The following is a 20,489-nucleotide window of genomic DNA, read 5'->3' on the forward strand; positions in this document are numbered from 1 at the left end:
TGGACTTGGCCTCGCTCATCCGCTTCCGCCCGCCGGGCCATGTCAACGCCGGCTTCCCGGCCGAGCTGAAGGTCGGGCGCCGCCTGCGCGAGCTGGGCGTTCCGACGCTGCACGGCGCCTGCATCGGCGCCGATCCGAAGCGCGAACGCGAACTGGACTATCTGGCGCTGCTCGGCGGACGCCTCTGGATCGTCGAGGTGAAGTCCAGCGAGGGACACCCTCCCCGCTGGTCGGCGGACGGCGTCCGGCTCGTCGGTCCCGCCACGCTGGAAACGGCGCGGCGCCAGATCCGCCGACAGGTGGAGGCCCTGTCGGCCATCCTGCCGGGCACCCTCGTGGCGGGGGTGGTCGTCTTCTCCGAACGGGTGCGCGTCGAGCCGCCCCGCGAGGACGCCATCACGCTCGATTCCCTGCCGGACCTCGTCGCGCGGGAGAATATCGGGACGGCGTCCGCCACGACGCTGGACCTGTGGGAGAGGCTCCATCAGCTCCGGGCGGCCTGCCTGGACTGACGGTCCTCCCGCCCCCTGCCCCCCTGGATCATAGCCGCGGGGCGCGCGTTGCTCCGTCACGCAGCAACGCAAGGGACGGCGGCCGTCATGGACGAATTCGACATTCTGGCAAGGCTGATCCTCGGCATCGGGTCGGACAACAAGGAGATCACGGCCTGGCAGATGGGGCTGCGGGCCGTCATCGTCTATGTCGTGACGCTGGCCTTCGTGCGGCTCGGCAAGAAGCGCTTCATGGGGAAGGCGACGGCCTTCGACGTCATCCTGGGAATCATGCTGGGCTCCATCGCGAGCCGCGCCATCACCGGCAACGCTCCCTTCCTGCCGGCGCTGGCCGCGACCGCCATCCTCGTCGCCATGCATTCCCTGCTCTCCGCCCTCGCCTGCCGCTGGCACGGATTCGGAGCGATGCTCAAGGGGCATTCCGAAACCCTGATCCGTGACGGCAGGATCGACGAGCGCATGATGGCCAGGACGCACCTGACCGACCGCGACCTGGAGGAAGACCTCCGCCGCCATGGCCTCACGGACGCCTCCGGGGTCGCCGAGGCGCGGCTGGAACGCAACGGCGACATCAGCATCGTGAAGGCCAAGCCCGAGCCGCGGGTCATCGAGATCGGCGTGGCCGACGGGGTGAAGACCGTCCGCATCGAGCTGGGCTAAGCCCGCGAGCAGCGCGGAACGCCTCAGGGAGCCTCGCCCCGCAGACGGCTCGGCGCCAGTTCGCCGGAGCGGTCCAGCACGGGGTGCGCCACGGCGGCGAGGTGGGCGTTGATCCGCCGCAGGTCGCGCAGGATGTCGAGATGCAGCGCGCTGGTCTCCAGGCTCTCCGTCCGGCCGGCGCGCAGCCGCGCGAAATGGGCTTCGGTCGCCCGCGTCTCCAGGTCACGGATGACCTCCTTCTCCCTCATGAGCGCGCGGGCCGAACGCAGGTCGCCGGACAGGAAGACCGCCGCCGCGAGGCGCTGGGTCTCGCCGAGCCGCTCCAGCATCGCCACGATCTCGGCCGCCCCCTCTTCCGAGAAGTGGAGCTGCCGCCCGATCTTCCTGCCCGCCGTCTCCATCAGATTGCGGTCGATGATGTCGCCGACATGCTCCAGGTTGATCGTCAGGGTGAGCACCTGCGACACGCGCCGGGCGTCGCGTTCGTCGAGATCCTCCAGGCTGATCCGTGTCAGGTAGCGCTTGATCGCCTCGTGCAGCCGGTCGAGCACGTCGTCCATGCGCCGGACCTCCTCCAGCAGCCGGCGGTCGTCCGTGCGGAAGACGTCCAGCGTGCCGCGCAGCATCGCGTCCACCGTGTCCGACATGCGCAACGCCTCCCGCGCGGCGTTGGCGATGGCGAGGTGCGGCGCGCGCAGCGCCGCTTGGTCCAGATACTGGGGTGCCGCCGGATCGGCGACCGCCACCCGTTCCGGGAACAGCCGGACCAGCAGCATCGCCAGTCGCGGCAGAACCCCGATGAACAGCGCCGCCAGGACAAGGTTGAAGGCGAGGTGGAAGCCGGCGGCCAGACGGCCGGGCTCCGGCGACAGATGGGCGAGCCCGGCGGTGAGCGGGCCGAGGAAGGCCAGCACCGCAAGGCAGCCGGCGGCGCGGGTCACCAGATTGCCGACCGGCAGGCGGCGCGCCGCCGGGTTGCCGCCCGGCCCCTCCAGAACGGGGTTGACCGCGCCGCCGAGGTTGGCACCCGCCACCATCACGACCGCCGCTTCCGGCGGAATCGCCTGCGCGCCGGCCAGCGAAGCGATCAGCAGCACCACGGCGACGCTCGAATGCGCCGCCCAGGTCAGCACCGCCGCCAGCAGCAGGGCCACGACCGGATCCGCCGTCAGCACGCCGAGCAGCCCGTGCAGGGCCGGCGCCGTCCCGGCCTGCCCGGTGACGGCGACCAGCAGATGGAGCGACAGCAGCATCAGCCCGAGGCCGAGCCCGGCACGCCCGAGATCGCGGGCACGGCTGTTTCCGCCGCGCCGGAAGGCCAGGAACCCGGCCAGCAGCAGGAGGGGCGCCAGCCCGCCCCTGTCGAAGGTCATGAGCTGCACGATCAGCGTCGAGCCGACGTTGGCGCCGAGCATGGCGGCGAGCGCCGGCACCAGGGGAACGGCGCCAGCCGCCGTGAAGCCCGCGAGCATCAGCCCGGTGGCGGTGCTGCTCTGCAGGAGGAGCGTCACGCCGAGCCCGGCGAGGAAGGCCGTCCGGCGGTTGCCCAGCCCGGCACCGAGAAAGCGTCGCAAATCCGCGCCGAACGCCCGTGTCAGGCCGGTCTGGACCATCTGCAAGCCCCAGAGGAGCAGCACCACGTTGCCCGCGAGTTCGAGCAGCAGCCGCGTCGCCTGCATCGGCACCTCCCCGTGGTTGGCCCCTTCTTTCCTTATGGGCATCGGTTCCGTCGGCCCCAAGCGGATCGGGAGGTCATCTCCCGAAAGGCATCTCCCCGCCGAATGGCCAGGCGTTTCCGGCCTTGGCCGGGGCGGGATATGACCCGCCGGACTGTTCGCCGGGCACGCCAGCCCCTATCTTGAAAAAAGGGCCATTTCCGGCACCGGCCCCATCCCGAGGAGCTCTTCGATGCAATCGCCCGACGACTGGCAGATCCCGCCCGAGTTCCAGCCCGACCCGGACCTGCTGGACTACGATCTGGATCGGGCGCTCGCTTCCGTGGTGTCCCTGCGCGCCTCCATTCCCGACGACGCCTTCACCGCCGAGACGCTGGGCACGCAACGGGCAGGCCATGGCGCCGTGATCCGCGATGACGGGCTCGTCCTGACCATCGGCTATCTGATCGCCGAGGCGTCGGAGATCTGGCTCACCACCAGCCATGGGCGCGCCGTGCAGGGCCATGTGCTTGCCTACGACTATGACAGCGGTTTCGGCCTCGTGCAGGCGCTGGCGCCGCTCGGCGTGCCGGCCTTGCCGCTCGGCAACTCGCGCAACGCGGCACTCGGCGCCCAGGTGGTGGTCGGCGGCTCCGGCGGCCGCGCCCATTCGCTCGCCGGGCAGGTCATGGCCCGGCAGGAGTTCGCGGGCTACTGGGAATACCTCCTGGAGGACGCGATCTTCACCATGCCCGCGCATCCCAACTGGGGAGGCACGGCGCTGCTCGGAAGCCGGGGCGAACTGCTCGGCATCGGCTCCCTCCAGCTCCAGTCCTCCGCACCGGGCGGGCGCGTCATGCCGATCAACATGAGCGTGCCGATCGACGCCCTGAAGCCGATTCTGGACGACCTGCTGACGAACGGCCGCTCCAGCGCCGCCCCCCGCCCCTGGCTCGGCCTCTTCGCCACGGAGGACGACCGCGACCGCGTGGTCCTCGCCGGGCTGGCGGGCGACGGGCCGGCGAAGCGGGCGGAGCTGCGCGCCGGCGACGTCCTGCGCGCCGTCGCGGGCAAGCCCGTCCACTCGCTGGCGTCCTTCTACCGCGCACTCTGGTCGGTCGGCCCCGCGGGAATCGACATCCCGCTGACGGTCGAGCGCGAGGGCGACGTGTTCGACCTGCGCGTCGGCTCCGCCGACCGCAGCCGCTTCCTCAAGCCCGCGCGCCTGCATTGAGCCCCAGTCCGCAGAGCCGGCGCCCCAAGAGCCGACACGGGCCGGTCCCCCTGGTGCCGGCTGGGCTTTAAAGGCGGCGCGCTCATTCCTATATGGGCAAAGTGGATGGAACGCCGACGACATGGCGTACCGCCACGGCCGGGGCGCTTTCCGCGCTCCGGGCATCACGGACGTGATGCCGATCAGGGCGGCCGATGCCGTCCCCATCGTTCTTTCAAAATTCATAAAGAGAAGTCGGCAGGCACCGCCTGCGCCGACCGGAGGATTATCGCATGATCACCGCATCCACCCAGCCGGGCTACGTTTCCGAGCCCGTGACCCTGCCCCCGCATCTGCGCCGGACCGTCGAGGCCCGCCCCGCGACGCCCCGCGTCCCGGAATGGCCCGCCCTGTCCCAGCGCGAGGTCCGGCAGATCGTCCTCGACATCCTGGGCTGACCCCAGCCCCGGCCCGTCCGGACTGTTCCGGGCGGATCGTGAGGGTTCGAAGCAGCCGGCGCCCTTCGGCGCGCGGCTGCCGAGTCCTGTCCGGCCGGACCCTTTACCTCTGCGTTCCGCCATCCCCCGTCGGCGTGTCGCCCACATTCCCCTTGCCGCCGGTCTCGTTCGGCATCGGGCTCATGGGGGTGTTGGTCAGATGCTGCGGGTCGTCGCCCCCGTGCGGAACGTTGCCGCCACCCATGCGGTCGATGGCCTGCCGGGTGCGTTCGGCCTCCTCGCCGCCCCCGCCGGCCGGCAGGTCGCCCATGGTCTTGTCCATCGCCTTGTCGATGGCGTCCGTCATCGAGCGCCCGCCCTCGCCCTGGCCGGAACCGGCCGCTCGCGCCGCACCCGTCGTGTCCTGCGCCGGCATGCGGTCCAGCCCCTCGGGCAGGGACGGATCCCGGTCGATCCGCGCGCCTTCGCTTTCATTGCCGGCATTGTTCCGGTCCGCCATTGGCCGTTCCTCCTTCGCATCATGGTCCGAGGCGGCTACGAGGCCGAGCCCGCCGCCCTCATGCCTTAACCGGAGGAACCGGTCCGGCGGCACGCGTGATTTGGGGTTAGCGGTCGGGTGGCGTCCCGCCGCGCGGCTTCCGCCGCCCGTCCCGCCCGAAACATTTCTCCACGATCTTCAGAAAAAATTGCCCCAAATTTTGACTCCCAATTCATTCTTGCTTACCGTGGACGGGGAAGCGAAGTTCAAGCGCTTCGCCAGCGGCTTCAGGTCAAGAACACCCGTTCCATGGCCGGAGGTGCGGGATGATGGAGCGCGGCGGGGAAAGACATGGGTGCCAGCGCGCTGAAAAGCGGGGCGCCATTAACTTATCTTTTACCGGTGATGTGGGCGAAGGATACTTCGTGTGAGGCGGGGCGGAACAGCAACGGTGCGATCGGAAATGCGGCGTGACATGGTCATGCGCGTGACGGCGCTTGCGGCTGCCCCTGCGACGATTCCCGTGACACGGGGCGTCCATCCCTCCGCCGGGACGCATCCGCTCCCGCGCCGCATCCGCCGACACGCCGGGGCGAGGCCATCATGAGCATCAGCGTCGGCTCGATGTCGCCCACGCAGTTCGCCGCGCTGAGCACCACCACCATCCGGTCGCTGAGCAAGACCGAAGTGCGCTCCATCAGCACCGAACAGATCGCGGCGATGAGCGGCACCCAGCTGGCCGCGCTGACGACCACCCAGATGACCGCGCTGACGACGACGCAGATCAGCGTCATCAGCGACAGCCAGATGAAGTTCAGCGGCGCCCAGCTTTCGGTGCTGCTGGACGCTCAGATGGACGCGTTCGGGGTCGATGCCATCGCCGCCCTGACCGCCGCGCAGATCCGCGGCCTGACACCGGGCGACATCGCCGGCCTCACCGACGCGCAGTTCTCCATCCTGTCCCCGATGCAGCTGCGGGTGCTGAACTCGTCGCAGATCCGGGGCCTGACCGGAACGCAGATCGGGCTTCTGACCAGCACCCAGCTCGGCGGTCTCCTGCCCACGCAGATCGGGGCGATGACGGCGCCGCAGATCGCCGGCCTGTCCACCGAGAACATCGCCGCCCTGACCGCCACGCAGGCCGCCGGCCTGACCGCCACCGGGGTGGCGGCTCTGACGGACCAGCAGCTCGCCGTGCTGTCGGCAACGCAGATGGGGGCGCTGGCCGCCGTCAGCATCCGGGGGCTGAGCGTCAGCGACATCGCGTCGATGAGCGCCGAACAGGTCGGCGGGCTTCAAGCCCGGCAGCTGACGGCGATGACGGCGACGCAGATCCGCGGCCTGTCGGTCACCGACATCGACGAGCTGACCGCCACCCAGATCGGCGGCCTGACCGCAACGCAGCTCCGCGCCCTGACCACGGACCAGGTGCAGGCGTTGACGCCGGCGCAGGTCGCCGCCTTGACCACGAGCCAGCTGCCGGGGCTGGGCTCCACGCAGCTGGAGGTGCTGTCCGGCGCGCAGCTCGCCGCCCTGGCGGAAACGCAGGTCGCAGCGCTCGCCCCGGCCGCGTTGCGCGGGCTGAGCACGACGAACCTGAAAGCGCTCGAAGCGACGCAGTTCGCCGCCCTGCGGCCCGCCCAACTGTCCTTTCTGACCGCGCACCAGGCGGAAAATCTGACGGGTGATCAGATCTCGGCGCTGTCGGCCACGCAGGCCAAGGGGCTGACCGCCGGCCAGATCGGCGCGCTGAACGCGGAGCAGATCGCGCTTCTGGCGCCGACGCAGCTCGCGGCGCTGACCACCACCGCCGTGCGGGGCCTGACCGAGACGCAGATCGGCGGACTGACCCTGACCCAGTTCGGAGGGCTCGCGGCGACGCAGATCGGCGCACTTACCAGGACGCAGATCGGCGGACTGACCGCGGAGGAGGTGGCGGCCCTGTCCACGACGCAGGTCCGCGGCATGGCCGCCGACCAGCTGGCCTCCCTCACACCGGACCAGTTCGCCGAACTGTCGGCGGCCGCGCTGGGCAGCCTGAACGCCACCCAGGTCAAGGGGCTGGCTCCGGCCGGACTGGCCTCCCTCACCGCCACGCAGCTTGCCGGGCTCGGCACCACCCAGATCGCCGCCCTGAACGCCACCCAGACGAAGGCGCTGACCGCGACCGCGCTGGAGTCGCTCAACGCCACACAGCTGAGCGGCCTGACGAAAGGCCATGTCGCATCCCTCAGCGCCGCCCAGATCGGCGGCCTGAGCGGGACCTTCCTGGCAAGGCTCGCCGTCACGCAGATGGCGGCACTGACCGCCGCGCAACTCGCGGCCATGCGGGCCGAACAGCTCGCCCCGCTCGCCGCGACCCAGATCGCGGCACTTTCCGCCGTCGCCGTCCGCGGCCTGGGAAGCGAGCAGCTCGGCGCGTTGAACGCCACCCAGCTCGGCGCCCTGAAGGCGCCGCAGATCGCGGGCCTGACCGCCACGGCCGTCCGGGGCATGACCGGAACCCAGGTCGCAGGGCTGACGACGACGCAGACGGCCGGGCTGACGGCGGCGCAGATCGGCGCCCTGTCCGCCGACGCGGCGAACGGGCTGACCGAGGCGCAGATCGCCCGGCTCAGCGGCGCGCAGGTCAGGGGCATGACCGCCACCCAGTTGAACGCATTGACCGGCACGCAGCTCGGCGCCCTGGGCTCGATCCAGCTCGCCGCTCTGACGGCCGCCCAGGTCGGCGGGCTGGAGACCACCCAGATCGGGGTTCTGAGCACGACTCAAGTCCGGGGACTGACGGCGGGGCATATGGCGGCCCTGTCGACCGGCGGCGTCGCCGGGCTGACGGCGGATCAGCTCGGCATGCTGTCCACGACCCAGATCGGCGGGCTGAGCGCCACCGGCGTCGGAGCGCTGACCGAAACGCAGCTCGCCGCCCTCACGCCCGCGCAGATGAGAGGCATGACGACCTCGGCGCTGAAGGGCCTCCAGGACAGCCAGGTCGCCGCCCTGGCCACCACGCAGCTGCTCGGCATGACCGCCGCGCAGATCGCCGCCCTCAGCACGGACACGATCGACAGCCTGTCCGGCGCGCAGCTTTCAGGCCTGACAGACGCGCAGACCCGCAGCCTGACCGCCACCCAGCTCGCCGCCCTGACCGAAAGCCAGGTCCGGTCGCTTGCGACCAGCGACCTGGCCGCCCTGACCACCACCCAGCTGAGGGGCCTGACCTCCACCACGGTCGCCGCGCTGACGGCGACCCAACTCGGCGGGCTCTCCTCCACCCAGCTCTCCGCCCTGTCCGCCGGCGGCATCAAGGGCATGGACGCGACGCTTCTCGAGGGGCTCGCCAGCACGCTCCTCCGCGCCCTGACGCCGGCGCAGATCGGCGGGCTGAGCGACACCCAGATCGCCGGCCTGACCTCGACGCTCCTGGGATCGCTGACGGCGACGCAGATGGGCGGGCTCCGCGCGGCGCAGGTCGCCCTTCTGTCCACCGACCAGGTCGCAGCGCTGGGCACCACGCAGATCGCGGGCCTGTCCGCGGCCGGGCTGCGCGGGCTGACCCCGACGCAGATCGGCTCGCTCGCCGTGACGCAGTGGAACGCCCTGACGGCGGCGCAGATCGGCGCGCTCGGCACCGAACAGGTCGGCGGCCTGACCTCGGCGGAGGTCGGCACCCTGACCACCACGCAGATCAGGGGCCTGACCGCGACCCAGATGGGCGCCCTGTCCGGCACCGGGATCGCCGGGCTGGCCTCGCACCAGATGGCGGTGCTGTCCGCCGCTCAGGTCAGAGGGCTTGGCCAGCGGGGCATCGAGGCGCTGACGACGGACCAGATGGACCATCTGTCCTGGACACAGATGGCGGCCCTGTCCTCGACCGGGGTGCGGAGCCTGAACGAAACTCAGGTCGCCTCCCTCACGACCACGCAAATCCAGGGCCTGACCGCCGCGCAGATGGCGGAAATGTCCGTGGACGGGTTCGACGGGATGGCCGGCACACAGATCGCCGCCCTCACCCTGACCCAGGTCAAGGGGCTGACCGCCACCGCGCTGGAAAGCCTGAACGCGACGCAGATGGCCGCCTTCACCGCGACCCAGATGCCCGCCATGACCGGCACCGCATTGCGCGGGCTGAGCGGCGAACAGCTCGCGGGCCTGACCGTGACGCAGTTCGGCGGACTGACGGCGGCCCAGATCGGCTCCTTGACGGCCAGCCAGACGGCGTCGCTCACCACGACCGCCGCCGCGGCGCTCACCGGCACGCAGGCCCGCGGCCTGACTGCGGCCCAACTCGGCGCCTTGGAAACGACGCAGCTGCAGGCGCTGTCCGGCACCGCCCTGTCCGCCCTGACCTCCGCCCAGCTCCGCGGCCTGTCCACCACCATGATCGGCAGCCTGACCGGCACGCAGCTCGGCGCGCTGAGCGGCGCCCAGCTCGCGGCGCTCGGTTCCAGCGGAATCCAGGGCCTGACGGACAGCCAGATGGCCGAGCTGACCACAACCCAGCTCGGCGCCTTGACGCCGGCCCAGATCGGCACCCTGACGACGACCCAGGTCGGCCGCCTGCCGGTGACGGTTCTGGAAAGGCTGACGGGCACCCAGTTCGCCGGGCTGACCGCGACGCAGGTCGGCGCGCTCGGCAGTTCGCAGATCGCGGGACTGTCGCCGACAAGGCTCGCATCCCTGTCCCTGGCCGCAGTCAAGGGCCTGGGCGAGAGCCAGTTCGCGGCATTGAGCACCACCCAACTGCGCGGGCTCACCACGTCCCAGATCGCCTCGCTGACCGCGGCCCAAGCCGGTGGGCTGTCCTCCAGCACGGTCGCGGCCCTGACCACGGCCCAGATCCTGGCGCTGAAGCCCGCACACATCGCCGAGCTTTCCAGCGAAGCCGTCGCAGGCCTCACGGCCGATCAGGTCGCGGCGCTGACCACGGCCCAGATCGGTGCGTTGAGGGAAACCGGCCTCGCGGCGCTGAGCACCACGCAGCTCGACATGCTGAGCAGCGCGCAGGTCGCGGCGATTTCGGCCGGCGCGGCCGACGGGCTGACCGAGAGCCAGCTCGCCTCGCTGACCACCACGCAGCTGCGCGGCCTCACGTCGGCCCAGGTGAACGCCCTGTCGCCGGATGAGATCGACGGGCTCGACGCGACGCAGATCGCCTCGCTGAGGACGGCCCAGATCGCCGGGTTGAGCGCGTCCGGGATGGCGGCGCTGACCATGACCCAACTCGGCGCCCTCGCCTCGACTCAGATCGCGGCGCTGACCGGCGCGGCGATCCGGGGCATGGCCGACACGCAGCTGGCCGCCCTCACGGCCACCCAATTCGCCGGCCTCACCGCGACGCAGGTCGGCGCGCTCACCACGACCCAGATCGGCGGGCTCGGCACTTCGGCCGTATCCTCGCTGGCTGTCACCCAGATCCGCGGCCTGACCGCCGGCCAGATCGCGGCGTTGAAGACGTCACAGCTCGAGGCGCTCGCGACCAGCCAGATGGCGGCGCTGACCACGGCGCAGCTCGGCGGCCTGACGACCGAACAGGTCGGCGCCCTGTCGGGGGCGCAGATCGCCGCGCTGTCCGAGGCGCAGATGGCCGCGCTCTCGTCCGATGGCGTCGGCGGCTTCACGCCGACGCAGATGTCCGGACTGACCGCCACCCAGCTTGGCGCGCTGACGCCGGCGCAGGTCGGCGCCCTCACCACCGCCCAGGTGAGCGGGCTGACCGCGACCCAGTTCGACATGCTGACCGCCACCCAGCTCGGCGGCCTGACGGCGACGCAGGTCGAGGCGCTGACCGGAACGCAGCTCGGCGGCCTCTCCGCGACGCGGATCGCGGCGCTCTCGCCCTCCGCCATCGGCGGCCTGACGGCTGGCCAGGCCGGGTCGCTGACCGAAACCCAACTGGGCGCGATGACCTCCCGGCAGATCGGCGCCCTGTCCTCCAGCGGTCTTGCCGGCCTCGCCGAGACCCAGATCGGTGCTCTGACGACCACCCAGCTCAAGGGGCTGGGTGCAAGCCAGATCGGCATGCTGACCACGGCGCAGATCGGCGCGCTGGCCCCCACGGGTCTCTCGGCGCTGAGCCTTGCCCAGCTCGGCGGGCTGAAGGACGCGCAGGTCGGGGCGCTGACCGCCAGCCAGCTTGGCGGTCTCTCTTCGGCGCAGATCGCCGGCCTGTCCACGAACGGCATCGGCGGCCTGACCGGGACGCAGGTCCAGTCCCTGTCCAGCACCCAGGTCCGCGGCCTCACGGCGACCCAGATCGGTGCCCTGTCCGACGAGGGGCTGCGCAGCCTGACGGAAGCGCAGATGGCGGCGCTGACCACGACCCAGCTCATGGGGCTCGACGCCGACGTGATGGACGAGTTCGACACCAGCCAGGTCGCCGCCCTCTCGGCGGCCCAGATGGGGGCGTTGACCGCCACGGCGCTGAGCGGACTGACGGACAGCCAGGTCGCGGTTCTGACCACAACCCAGATCGCCGGCCTCTCGACGGCGCAGATCGGCGGACTGTCCGAGGATGCGATGGACAGCCTGACGCAAGCGCAGATCGCGGCGCTGTCCACCGCCCAGCTTCGCAGCCTCACCGCCACCCAGCTGGGGGCGCTGACCGGCACCCAGCTGACCGGGCTGACGGCCACCAGCCTGGCCGCACTCGGCCCGGCCCAGCTCGCCGGGCTGACGGGCACGCAGATCGGCGAGCTGTCCGCGGCCCAGTTCGCCCAGCTGACGGCGACGCAGATCGGCGGACTGTCGGGCACGGCGGTCCAGTCCCTGACCACGACCCAGTTCGCCGGCCTGACCACCACCCAGCTGCGCGGCCTGACGCCGCCACAGATCGCGGCCCTGACCACCGACCAGGTCGCCAGCCTGACCCCGGCCCTCCTGGGCTCCCTGACCGGGACGCAGATCGGCGCGCTGGCGACGACCGGCATCGCGGCGCTGACCTCCACGCAGCTCGGCGCGCTGACCCGCACCGAACTGGCGGCGCTCGGCCCGACACAGCTCGCCGGCTTGACCGAAAGCCAGATCGGTGCCCTGTCCACCAGCCAGATCGCCGGGCTGACGGCGGCGCAGATCGGCGGCCTGTCCACCGAGGCGCTCAACGGCATGGCCGCCACCCAGTTCGCGGCCCTGACCACCACTCAGCTTCGCGGCCTGTCGGCGACGCAGATGGGCGAGCTGTCCTCCACCCACATCGCCGGCCTGACCGCGACGGGCCTTGCGGCGCTGACCTCGACCCAGTTCGGAAAGCTCGCCGCCACCGGTGTGGAGGCGCTGACCGCCAGCCAGCTGTCGCAGCTCACCTCCACCCAGATGGGCTGGCTCTCCGCGTCCGGCATCGGCGGGCTCACCGAGGACCAGATCACCGGGTTGACCACCACCCAGCTGCGCGGCCTGTCGCCGACGCAGATGGGTGCCTTGGCGGCGACGCGCATCGACGCCTTGTCCCCGGCCCAGCTCTCCTCGCTCAGCACCGCGCAGCTGCGCGGCCTGACGGCCGCCCAGATGGGGGAGATGACCGCCGCGCAGATCGCCGGGCTGGCGACCGGCCAGATCACCGCCCTCACCACGACCCAGCTCGGCGGCATATCCACGGACGGCATGGCGGCGCTGACGACGGCGCAGCTGCAAAGCCTGACCACCACCCAGGTGGCGTCGCTGTCGACCACCGGCATCGGCGGCCTGACCGGAACCCAGTTCGGCGCGCTGACGACCACCCAGCTGCGCAGCCTGACGGCGGCGCAGATCGGTTCGCTCAGGGCCTCCCAGATCGCCGGGCTGAGCACGGCCGACATCGCCGCGCTGACCGCGACTCAGATCGCGGGCCTGACCGCCACCGGAACGGACGCCCTGTCGGACGCGCAGTTCGCCGCCCTGACCACGACGCAGCTCTCGGCCCTGTCGCTTCCGGGCATCGGCGGCCTGTCCGCCACCGACCTGAGTAGCCTGACGGCGGTCCAAATCGCCGGCTGGACGCCGGGGCAGATCGGCGCCATCTCCACCTCGGGGATCGTCGGGCTGACGACGGCCCAGGCCGCGGCCCTGACCACCACGCAGATCGGGGGCTTGAAGGCCTCCCAACTCACGGCGCTGACGACCACCGCCATGGGGGCGCTGACCGGCAGCCAGATCGCCGCGCTGTCGACCACCCAGATCAACAGCCTGGGACGGGTGCAGCTGCGCGCCCTGACCACGGAGCAGGTCGGCGCGCTCACCACGATCCAGATCGGGGCCATATCCACGACGCAGGTCGCCAACCTCGCCGTGACCGAACTGCAGGCGCTGAACGCCACGCAGTTCGCGGCGCTCGGCGCCTCGCAGATCGGCGCGCTGACCACCACCCAGCTCACCGGGCTGACCGCGACCGAGATCGGCGCGCTGTCGCCGGTCCAGCTCAGCGGCCTGACGACGACCCAGGTCGCGTCGCTGACCGAGACGAACATCGACGCGCTGGCGGCCACGCAGATCGAGGCGCTGACACCCATCCAACTCGACGCCTTCACCGCGGCGCAGAAGTTGTCTATGACGGACGAGCAGAAGGCCGCCATGAACGCCGCCGTGGCGTAACGTCATGGGCGCCCGTTCCGGCATCGGGGCGGCTTGGGTGACGGAAAGGAAGTCGGGGTGGGCGCATGAACAGCGACCGTCTGTCGTCGGCGATGAACCGCGCGCGCGAGCGCGACCTCAGCGTCATGGACCTGATCCGCGCGGCTGAGGAGATCCGGGCGACGGAGGGCGCAGCCGCCGTCCTGGCGCTCTACGACGCCTGGGTGCGCCACAACGAGGACAACCCGCTGCTCTACGCGGTGCTGTTCAACCAGAGCGTCACGCTGTCGGACCAGGGCGAACTGGAGGCGGCCCGCGGCTGCCTGGAGCGGGCACTGGCTCTGAACCCCGACTTCATGCCGGCCTACATCAATCTCGGCCGCATCCATGAACGGCTGGGCGATGCCGGCGGCGCGGTCCAGCGCTGGTCCGCGCTCCTGGAACGGCTGGGGGCGGTGAACGGGAACGCCATCACGCACAAGACGGCGGCGCTCAACCAGATCGCCCGCGTGATGGAGGAGAACCAGCAGGACGCGACCGCCGAGGCCATGCTGCGCCAGAGCCTGGACCTCGACCGCGAGCAGCGGGAAGCCCTGCAGCATTATGTCGCCCTGCGTCAGCGGCAATGCGAATGGCCGGTGGTCCAGCCGTGGGAGCGCGTCGGCCTGGAGGCGCTGGTCGCCGGCATGTCGCCCCTGTCCATGGCCGCCTGGTCGGACGACCCGGCGCTGCTGCTGGCAGCGGCCTGGAACTACAACCTCCGCGATGTCGGGCTGCCGGGGGATGGCCTCGTGCGGTCCCACTGGGCGGCGCGCGAGGGACGGCGGGACGGGCGCCTGCGCATCGGCTATCTGTCGTCGGATCTGCGCGACCACGCGGTCGGCTATCTGACGGCCGAGCTCTTCGAGCTGCACGACCGCGCCAAGGTGGAGGTCTTCGCCTATTACTGCGGCCCGGCGCTCGGCGGCCCCCTCCAGGAGCGCATCAAGGCGGCGGTCGATCACTGGATCCCGGTCAGCGGCATGGACGACGCGTCCGCGGCCCGCCGAATCGCCGACGACGGCATCCAGATCCTGGTGGATCTGAACGGCTACACGCGCGACGGGCGGACGAAGCTGGTGGCGCTCCGCCCCGCTCCTGTCATCGTCAACTGGCTGGGCTTCCCCGGCACGATGGGCAGCCCGTACCACCACTACATCATCGCCGACGACTGGGTCATCCCGCCGGGAGAGGAGATCCATTATTCGGAGACGGTGCTCCGGCTTCCCTGCTACCAGCCCAACGACCGGCAGCGCGCCGTGGCCACGCACCGACCCACACGGGCGGAGGTGGGGCTGCCCGAAGAGGCGATGGTCTATTGCTGCTTCAACGGCCTGCACAAGCTGACCCGCCCGGCCTTCGACCGCTGGCTGACCATCCTGGAGCGGGTCCCCGGCAGCGTGCTGTGGCTGCTCTCAGGCGCGGACACGGCTCAGGACACCTTGCGCGGCATCGCCGCGGGCCGTGGCCTCGCGCCGGAGCGGCTTGTCTTCGCGGACAAGCTCGCCAACGCCCATCACCTCGCACGCTATCCCCTGGCCGACCTCTTTCTCGACACCGCTCCCTACGGGGCGCACACAACCGCGTCGGACGCGCTGTGGATGGGCGTGCCGATGCTGACCCTGAGCGGCCGGTCCTTCGCCTCGCGCGTGTGCGGCAGCCTGTTGCGCAGCGCCGGACTTCCCGACCTGGTCTGCGCCTCGCCGGAGGAGTATGTCGACCGGGCGGTCGCCTTCGGTCGTGACCGCGCCGTGCTCCGGCGCTACAGGGAACGGCTGGCGGAAGGACGCGACGCCTGCACCCTGTTCGATACGCCGATGCTCGTGCGGCGGCTGGAGGAGCTGTTCGCCGGCATGTGGGAGGATCTGGAGACCGGCCGCCTGCCCCGCCCGGACCTGACCAACCTCGACGTCTATCTTGAGGTCGGCACCGGCCGCGACGAGGAGGAGTTCGGGGCGCTGCCGGCCCGGGCGCAGCGGGACTGGTGGGCCGAGAGGCTGGCGCGCCGCCATGCCGTCCGCCCCTTCGGCCCGGACGGGCGCCTCTGGAAGGACGCGCCATGACCGGCGCCCCCATGAACCGCACGCCCCTGACCCGCACGTCCATGACCGACCTGCTCGTCGTCGGCGGCGACAGCCTCGTCGGTTCGGCCTGCGCCGCCCGCCTGTCGCGGTCGGGCCTGACCGTCCACGCGACCACCCGCCGCGCCGAAACCGCCGGGCCGGGGCGGCCCTTCGTCGATCTCCGGGCGCAACGGTGGGAGGCCATCGAAGCGGAGGAGTATCGAACCGCCGTCCTGGCCGCCGCGGTCGCCCGCGTGGCGGACTGCCGACGCGATCCGGAGGGGTCCGCCGCCGTGAACCTGGCCGGCACGCTGGCGCTCGCCCGACGGCTGGCCGAGCGGGGCACGCGGGTGCTGTTCCTGTCCACCAACCATGTCTTCGACGGTAGCAAGCCCCTGCGCTCCGCCGAGGAGACGCCCTGTCCCGTTTCCGAATACGGCCGGCAGAAGGCGGCGGCCGAGGCGGGAATCCTCGCCCTGCCAAAGGCCGGGGTCCTGCGGCTGACCAAGGTCGTCCATCCCGGACTGCCGCTCTTCGACGGTTGGGCCGCCAGCCTGCGGGCCGGCGCGCCCATCACGCCCTTCGGCGATTTCGGGATCGCGCCGGTGACGCTGGATCTCGTCGCGGACTGCGTGGAGGGGCTCGTCCGGGCGGAGCATCTGGACGGAATCTGGCAGCTGTCGGCCCCGGCTGACCTGACCTACGCGGAGGTCGCGGCGCACATCGCCGCAGCGCTCGGCAGCGACCCGGCGCTGGTCCGCCCGCTCTATGGAGAGGCCCACAAGGCGCTGGGGGGCGAGGCGCCGCCGCGCTGGAGCGCGCTGGACAGCAGCCGGGTCGCGCGGTCCCTCGGCCTCGTCCCGCCGGGCACCCTCGCAGCCGTCGAGTCCTGCCTGCCGGACATCCGCTTCGACCGAACGGCGTGACCGGGCTACCCACCGGCCAACGCAGAGTCGGCCGCCGAGAAGGGGAAGTCGCCGGCAGCTTGCCACGGGCCGCCGAGATAGCGCCAGAGCAGGAGCCCCTCGCCCAGGACTTCGAAGGGCTCGAAGCCGGCCTGTAGCCGCTCGTGAAGGGCGCGGGCACGGTCGGGTGGAACTTTGTTCTGAATCGTGACGTGCGGGCGGAAGCCTTGCCGGTCCTGCGGCGACAGCCAGCCGCTCCACTCCCAGGCCAGCCGCTTGCGTAGCCGCACCAGTTCCGGCGCCTCGAAGGAGAAGGCGACGCCCCGGCCCAGGAAAAGAAGGCCGGTGGCGCGCAGACGGATGGGCGTCTGGCCGCGCGCCAACTCGGTCAAACGGTCGGCAATGGCCTCCCGCTCCTCGCCGGGGAGCTTATGGAACAGGGTCAGGTGCGCGGGGATGTGGTTCCGTTCGGTCGGGAACTCCGCGCGGCGCAGCCCGTCGAGACGGCGGAAGGACCCCTCGTCCATCCGCAACGTCACGATCAGGGGCTCGGCGCCGCCCTCCCCGCGTTCCATGCCCCGCCCCGGGCGCCCGCTGGGGTCAGCCCTGCCGAGCCCGGATCGCGGCGAGCCGGTCCACGACGTTCGACGGCGCCGGTTGACCGCCGGCCGCGGCCTGGAGCGCCGCCTTGATGTTCGGATCCTCCTCCTCCGGCCGGGTCGGCTTCAGAAGACGGGCCTTGGCGTTTGCCGCCTCGGCGCCCTCCAACTCCTTGGCCGCGGCGTCCTGCATCGCCTTCAGCGCCATCCCCAGCCCGCTCGTGGCGCTGCTCAGCCCGGCGGCTTGGCGCGCGGCCTCGGCGCGTTGCTCCGCGACGGAGCGCTGCTGCGCGGCGCGGGACATGTCGCGCTCCGCCCGGTTCAGTTCGCTGCGGGCCGTCTTAAGCTTCTCGCCGGCCTGGGCGTAAGTCTGCTCCAGCATCTGCAGGAACTCCTCCGCGTCCTTGGCGTCCTGGGCTTCCCGGTCCACCTCCGGCGCCATCTGCTCCAGCATCGCGACCAGCGTCTCCAGGCTCTTCTCAAGCGTGGCCTTGCGCGCGGCGTCGACCTCGCCTTCCAACTGGCGCTGAAGATGCTCGGCCGCGGCCAGCCGCTGACGGGACAGGCCGGCGATGGCGTCGGCTTCCTTCTTCTCGCGGTTGTAGGCGGTGCGCGCCTCGGCGACCTGACGGCCGAGCCGGTCCAGATGCTCCTCCATCGTCCGCAGTTCCGCCTCGGTCGCCGCCTTCGGGTCCCATTGCACGAGCGCCTCGACCGCGCCCTGGACCGCCTGGTCCGTCTTCACACCAACGAGATTGCGGATAAAAGTCAGCATCCTGGCCTCCATGGGAAAAAGGGTCAGCCGGCCATCGCGCCGGCGTTGAGAAGCGCGATGGCGAGCTGAAGCGCCGCCAAGACGGACGCCGCGGCGACGTTGCCGCTCTCGATCATGGACCGGAGATCGCGGAACAACAGCAGGGCGACCCCGAACGTCACGAGTTGCAGGACCAGGGCGACAAGGCCCCAGACCACGATGTCGAGCAGAGCGAGGCTGGTCGCGAGCGTCGCCGCGAGCGGGATCGCCATCGCCACCACCGTACCGCCCAGCACGATGCCCGCTGCACGGTTGCCGCCGGCCAGAAGCTCCCGCTCGCGCATCGGCGTCACGGCGGTGTAGGCCCAGACCCCCGCCAGGAAGAGCAGGACCGTGACGGCGAAATGCAGAAGGAGCACCGGCAGGCCGGACAGCAGTCCGTCGAGGAACACTGAGGCGTTGCTCTCCATTATACAGGCTCCTTCGATGCCTTGTTATTCATTGGCGTTCTTCATTGATCCGGTGATGTCGGCTCAGGCGAGCGACAGGGCGGCGGGATTGACGTCGATGCCCGCCTGGATCTCCACCCAGGCTTGGCCGTCGGCCTCCACGGCGGCGACCAGGATGTATTCCGTCTCGGGCGCGGGCGCCGCGGCACCCGTCGGGGCCGCGTAGAGCATGGCGCTCAGACGCCGCGTCCGCTCGCCACCCGTCTCGGATCGCACCTCCGACAGGTCGCGCGGCGCGATGCGGTTGCTTCCCGGCGCCCATTGCCGGGCGTAACTCTTGCCGTCCTTGGTCTGGAACTCCGGCCAGCCGATCATGCCCTCGGCGGTGTCGAGCCAGAAGCCCCATTCCTCCTCGCTCGCGGGAGAGACCTCGTCGATCAGCGAGAAATACCGGCATTCGTCCGGCTTGCCGTCGGCGCCCAGATGAAGCTGGAAGAAGCTCTGCCCGCCCGGCAGGTAGAGCCGGTGCAGCGTCGTGCCGCCGGCGGTCAGCCGCCCGACCGCCTCGACGCTGACCAGACCGCCCGATCCGCCCTCGGGCGGCGCGACCTTGGTGCTGCCGCCGGCCAGGATGAAAGGAGTCGGGTCGGCGGTGAGCGTCATGCCGACGCGGAACAGCGACGGCTTGTAGGTTTCACCCGACACGGTGTTCCGCAGGATGCGTCCGGCCATTCCAGTGGGGCTTGAGGACGGGGCCGCTCCGGCCGGCAGCGGATGGCGGCGCCTGGATCTCCACAGAAGGAAGAGCACGCCGCCCCCGACCAGCAGGGCCAAGATGACGATCACTCCGCCCATGCCGCCTCCGTTTTCGGCCTCGTCCGCTCCGGCGCGCGGTTGAACGACCGGCGGCTGCGCCGCCTGGCTGTTCCCGGGCCGCGCGGCCGGGGTCTGGAGGTCCGAACTCCGCTCCTCCGACACCGCGTCTTCGGCGACGGCGACGTCGCGCGGCGTGTCGGGCGGAAGGTAGTTGGGGTTGGTGGGCTGCCCCTGTTTCTCGGCGAGCTGGCGGTCGAGCTGGTCGAGCCGGGCGCGCAGGTCAGCGTCGGATTGAGCCCGGCGTTCGGCCTCGGCCCGCCACTGCTCATAGCCGGGATCATTGCGGTGGTTGTGGAAGAAATCGGTCGAGCCGGCGCGCGACAGATTGTCCAGCAGGAACCAGAGGAACAGCCCGTCCCAGATGCCGAAGCGTGAAGGTGTGTTGTAGGCATAGCCCGGCAGCGTCCAGCCGCGACCGGCCGGCCAGCCACTGGCCCATCCCGAGCCCCAGCCGCCGCTCCGCCGCGTTCCCCAGCCCCAGCTGGAGCCGCCCCACCCAGAAGTCCCCCAGCCGGACCCGCTGGGCACACCGCCGTTACGGTAGCCGGCCCATTCATCCGCCTGACCGTGGCGACGCGCGCCGGGCGGTGGTCCGCTCGGCACCGGCGCCGGATAGGTTTGGGAGGGGGTGTTCGGCTGCCGGTCGGCACGGTACCGATTCAGCGCCTCGCCGCTTTGCCGACGCGAAAACTCGCGGTCGGCGGCGCTCGGCAGGCTCGGGCTGGTGCGGATGCCAGGAGATGGCGACAGGGATGGACGCCGATAGCCACCGCTGCCCGACGAGGAAGATCGGGGCGAAGACGGAATGCTGAGGGAGGGCGTGCGCGATCGCGTGCTGGGGCGTGCGTAGCCGCCGCTGGAGCGGGTCCGCGCCCGCGCCTCCGCGGGCGCGCTGTCGGCGACCAGGATCAGGCCGCCCGCGACCACGGCGGGGGCGACGGCTCCCGGTGGCAATGCGAGCGACAGGCTGAGCAGGGCTGGGATCAGCCAGGAACGCATGAAACTCCGGAGGCGCTTGTTTCCCGTCGCGGCGCCGCCGGTCGCCCGGCCCGCCGCAAGGGCTTAAACATGACCGTTCGCGATGAGTTCCGCCAGCCTGTTTGAGAACCATTCCGCACGCGAAACGGCCCGGATCGTTGGATACGGGCCGTTCGAATGGCTGAAGACAGGTGCAAGTGGCTGTGTTTTGCAGAGCTGCTGTGTCCTTGGGTCCGGGTGACCTGGCGGCGACCGACTCTCCCACGCCTTAAGACGCAGTACCATTGGCGCTGAGGTGTTTCACGGCCG

Annotated in this window: 13 protein-coding genes; 7 read left to right on the forward strand and 6 right to left on the reverse strand. The window is 71.2% G+C overall.

The genetic code is table 11. The features are described from left to right. Positions 1-5: 5 nt before the first annotated feature. A complete protein-coding gene (locus tag JUB11_RS13505; RefSeq protein ID WP_207459072.1) occupies positions 6-512 on the forward strand; it encodes a nuclease-related domain-containing protein in 507 nt (168 codons plus the stop codon). 87 nt (positions 513-599) lie between these two features. Then, the gene (locus JUB11_RS13510; RefSeq protein WP_207459073.1) at positions 600-1,172 is read left to right on the forward strand and encodes a YetF domain-containing protein; all 573 of its coding nucleotides are present in this window, start codon (positions 600-602) and stop codon (positions 1,170-1,172) included. Positions 1,173-1,195: 23 nt separating this feature from the next. On the opposite strand, the gene JUB11_RS13515 is transcribed toward JUB11_RS13510, so the two are convergent. Next, positions 1,196-2,851: a Na/Pi cotransporter family protein gene (locus tag JUB11_RS13515; protein WP_207459074.1), complete on the reverse strand. Its 1,656-nt coding sequence runs from the start codon at positions 2,849-2,851 to the stop codon at positions 1,196-1,198. A gap of 229 nt (positions 2,852-3,080) precedes the next feature. On the opposite strand from JUB11_RS13515, the gene JUB11_RS13520 reads away from it, so the two are divergent. Both JUB11_RS13520 and JUB11_RS13525 read left to right on the forward strand, forming a co-directional pair. Then, positions 3,081-4,061: a S1C family serine protease gene (locus JUB11_RS13520; protein ID WP_207459075.1), complete on the forward strand. Its 981-nt coding sequence runs from the start codon at positions 3,081-3,083 to the stop codon at positions 4,059-4,061. 272 nt (positions 4,062-4,333) lie between these two features. Beyond that, positions 4,334-4,498 carry a hypothetical protein gene (locus JUB11_RS13525; protein WP_207459076.1) on the forward strand — a complete coding sequence of 55 codons (165 nt, stop codon included), beginning with the start codon at positions 4,334-4,336 and terminating at the stop codon, positions 4,496-4,498. 103 nt (positions 4,499-4,601) lie between these two features. Here JUB11_RS13525 and JUB11_RS13530 read toward each other — a convergent pair whose 3' ends face one another. Continuing rightward, positions 4,602-4,997 carry a hypothetical protein gene (locus JUB11_RS13530; RefSeq protein WP_207459077.1) on the reverse strand — a complete coding sequence of 132 codons (396 nt, stop codon included), beginning with the start codon at positions 4,995-4,997 and terminating at the stop codon, positions 4,602-4,604. A gap of 582 nt (positions 4,998-5,579) precedes the next feature. On the opposite strand from JUB11_RS13530, the gene JUB11_RS13535 reads away from it, so the two are divergent. From JUB11_RS13535 to JUB11_RS13545, 3 genes are all read left to right on the forward strand, one after another. Beyond that, positions 5,580-13,538, forward strand: a complete 7,959-nt coding sequence (locus JUB11_RS13535) for a hypothetical protein (RefSeq protein WP_207459088.1) — start codon at positions 5,580-5,582, stop codon at positions 13,536-13,538. A gap of 65 nt (positions 13,539-13,603) precedes the next feature. Beyond that, positions 13,604-15,619, forward strand: a complete 2,016-nt coding sequence (locus JUB11_RS13540) for an O-linked N-acetylglucosamine transferase (protein WP_247887026.1) — start codon at positions 13,604-13,606, stop codon at positions 15,617-15,619. After that, the gene (locus tag JUB11_RS13545) at positions 15,616-16,545 is read left to right on the forward strand and encodes a sugar nucleotide-binding protein (RefSeq protein WP_207459078.1); all 930 of its coding nucleotides are present in this window, start codon (positions 15,616-15,618) and stop codon (positions 16,543-16,545) included. Before JUB11_RS13540 ends, JUB11_RS13545 begins: the two co-directional genes overlap by 4 nt. Positions 16,546-16,550: 5 nt before the next feature. Here the strand turns inward: JUB11_RS13545 and JUB11_RS13550 are convergent, their stop codons facing one another. From JUB11_RS13550 to JUB11_RS13565, 4 genes are all read right to left on the reverse strand, one after another. Further along, the gene (locus tag JUB11_RS13550; RefSeq protein ID WP_207459079.1) at positions 16,551-17,099 is read right to left on the reverse strand and encodes a 2'-5' RNA ligase family protein; all 549 of its coding nucleotides are present in this window, start codon (positions 17,097-17,099) and stop codon (positions 16,551-16,553) included. A 25-nt stretch (positions 17,100-17,124) separates the two neighbouring features. Next, complete coding sequence (locus JUB11_RS13555; protein ID WP_207459080.1) at positions 17,125-17,898, reverse strand: hypothetical protein; 774 nt, start codon at positions 17,896-17,898, stop codon at positions 17,125-17,127. A gap of 23 nt (positions 17,899-17,921) precedes the next feature. Next, entirely contained in the window at positions 17,922-18,347 is a 426-nt protein-coding gene (locus JUB11_RS13560) for a DUF350 domain-containing protein (protein WP_207459081.1), read from the reverse strand. Between the two features lie 63 nt (positions 18,348-18,410). Beyond that, entirely contained in the window at positions 18,411-20,201 is a 1,791-nt protein-coding gene (locus JUB11_RS13565) for a DUF2491 family protein (protein ID WP_207459082.1), read from the reverse strand. Positions 20,202-20,489: the final 288 nt, after the last annotated feature.

The organism is Azospirillum sp. SYSU D00513 (assembly GCF_017356015.1).
GTDB lineage: Bacteria > Pseudomonadota > Alphaproteobacteria > Azospirillales > Azospirillaceae > Azospirillum.

What these genes read in the sequence shown, in the direction of transcription:
- JUB11_RS13535 (WP_207459088.1), top strand. Translation starts at nt 5,580, where the DNA reads ATGAGCATCAGCGTCGGCTCGATGTCGCCCACGCAGTTCGCCGCGCTG.
- JUB11_RS13520 (WP_207459075.1), top strand. Translation starts at nt 3,081, where the DNA reads ATGCAATCGCCCGACGACTGGCAGATCCCGCCCGAGTTCCAGCCCGAC.
- JUB11_RS13550 (WP_207459079.1), bottom strand. Translation starts at nt 17,099, where the DNA reads ATGGAACGCGGGGAGGGCGGCGCCGAGCCCCTGATCGTGACGTTGCGG.
- JUB11_RS13530 (WP_207459077.1), bottom strand. Translation starts at nt 4,997, where the DNA reads ATGGCGGACCGGAACAATGCCGGCAATGAAAGCGAAGGCGCGCGGATC.
- JUB11_RS13560 (WP_207459081.1), bottom strand. Translation starts at nt 18,347, where the DNA reads ATGGAGAGCAACGCCTCAGTGTTCCTCGACGGACTGCTGTCCGGCCTG.
- JUB11_RS13510 (WP_207459073.1), top strand. Translation starts at nt 600, where the DNA reads ATGGACGAATTCGACATTCTGGCAAGGCTGATCCTCGGCATCGGGTCG.
- JUB11_RS13525 (WP_207459076.1), top strand. Translation starts at nt 4,334, where the DNA reads ATGATCACCGCATCCACCCAGCCGGGCTACGTTTCCGAGCCCGTGACC.
- JUB11_RS13515 (WP_207459074.1), bottom strand. Translation starts at nt 2,851, where the DNA reads ATGCAGGCGACGCGGCTGCTGCTCGAACTCGCGGGCAACGTGGTGCTG.
- JUB11_RS13545 (WP_207459078.1), top strand. Translation starts at nt 15,616, where the DNA reads ATGACCGGCGCCCCCATGAACCGCACGCCCCTGACCCGCACGTCCATG.
- JUB11_RS13540 (WP_247887026.1), top strand. Translation starts at nt 13,604, where the DNA reads ATGAACAGCGACCGTCTGTCGTCGGCGATGAACCGCGCGCGCGAGCGC.
- JUB11_RS13555 (WP_207459080.1), bottom strand. Translation starts at nt 17,898, where the DNA reads ATGCTGACTTTTATCCGCAATCTCGTTGGTGTGAAGACGGACCAGGCG.
- JUB11_RS13565 (WP_207459082.1), bottom strand. Translation starts at nt 20,201, where the DNA reads ATGCGTTCCTGGCTGATCCCAGCCCTGCTCAGCCTGTCGCTCGCATTG.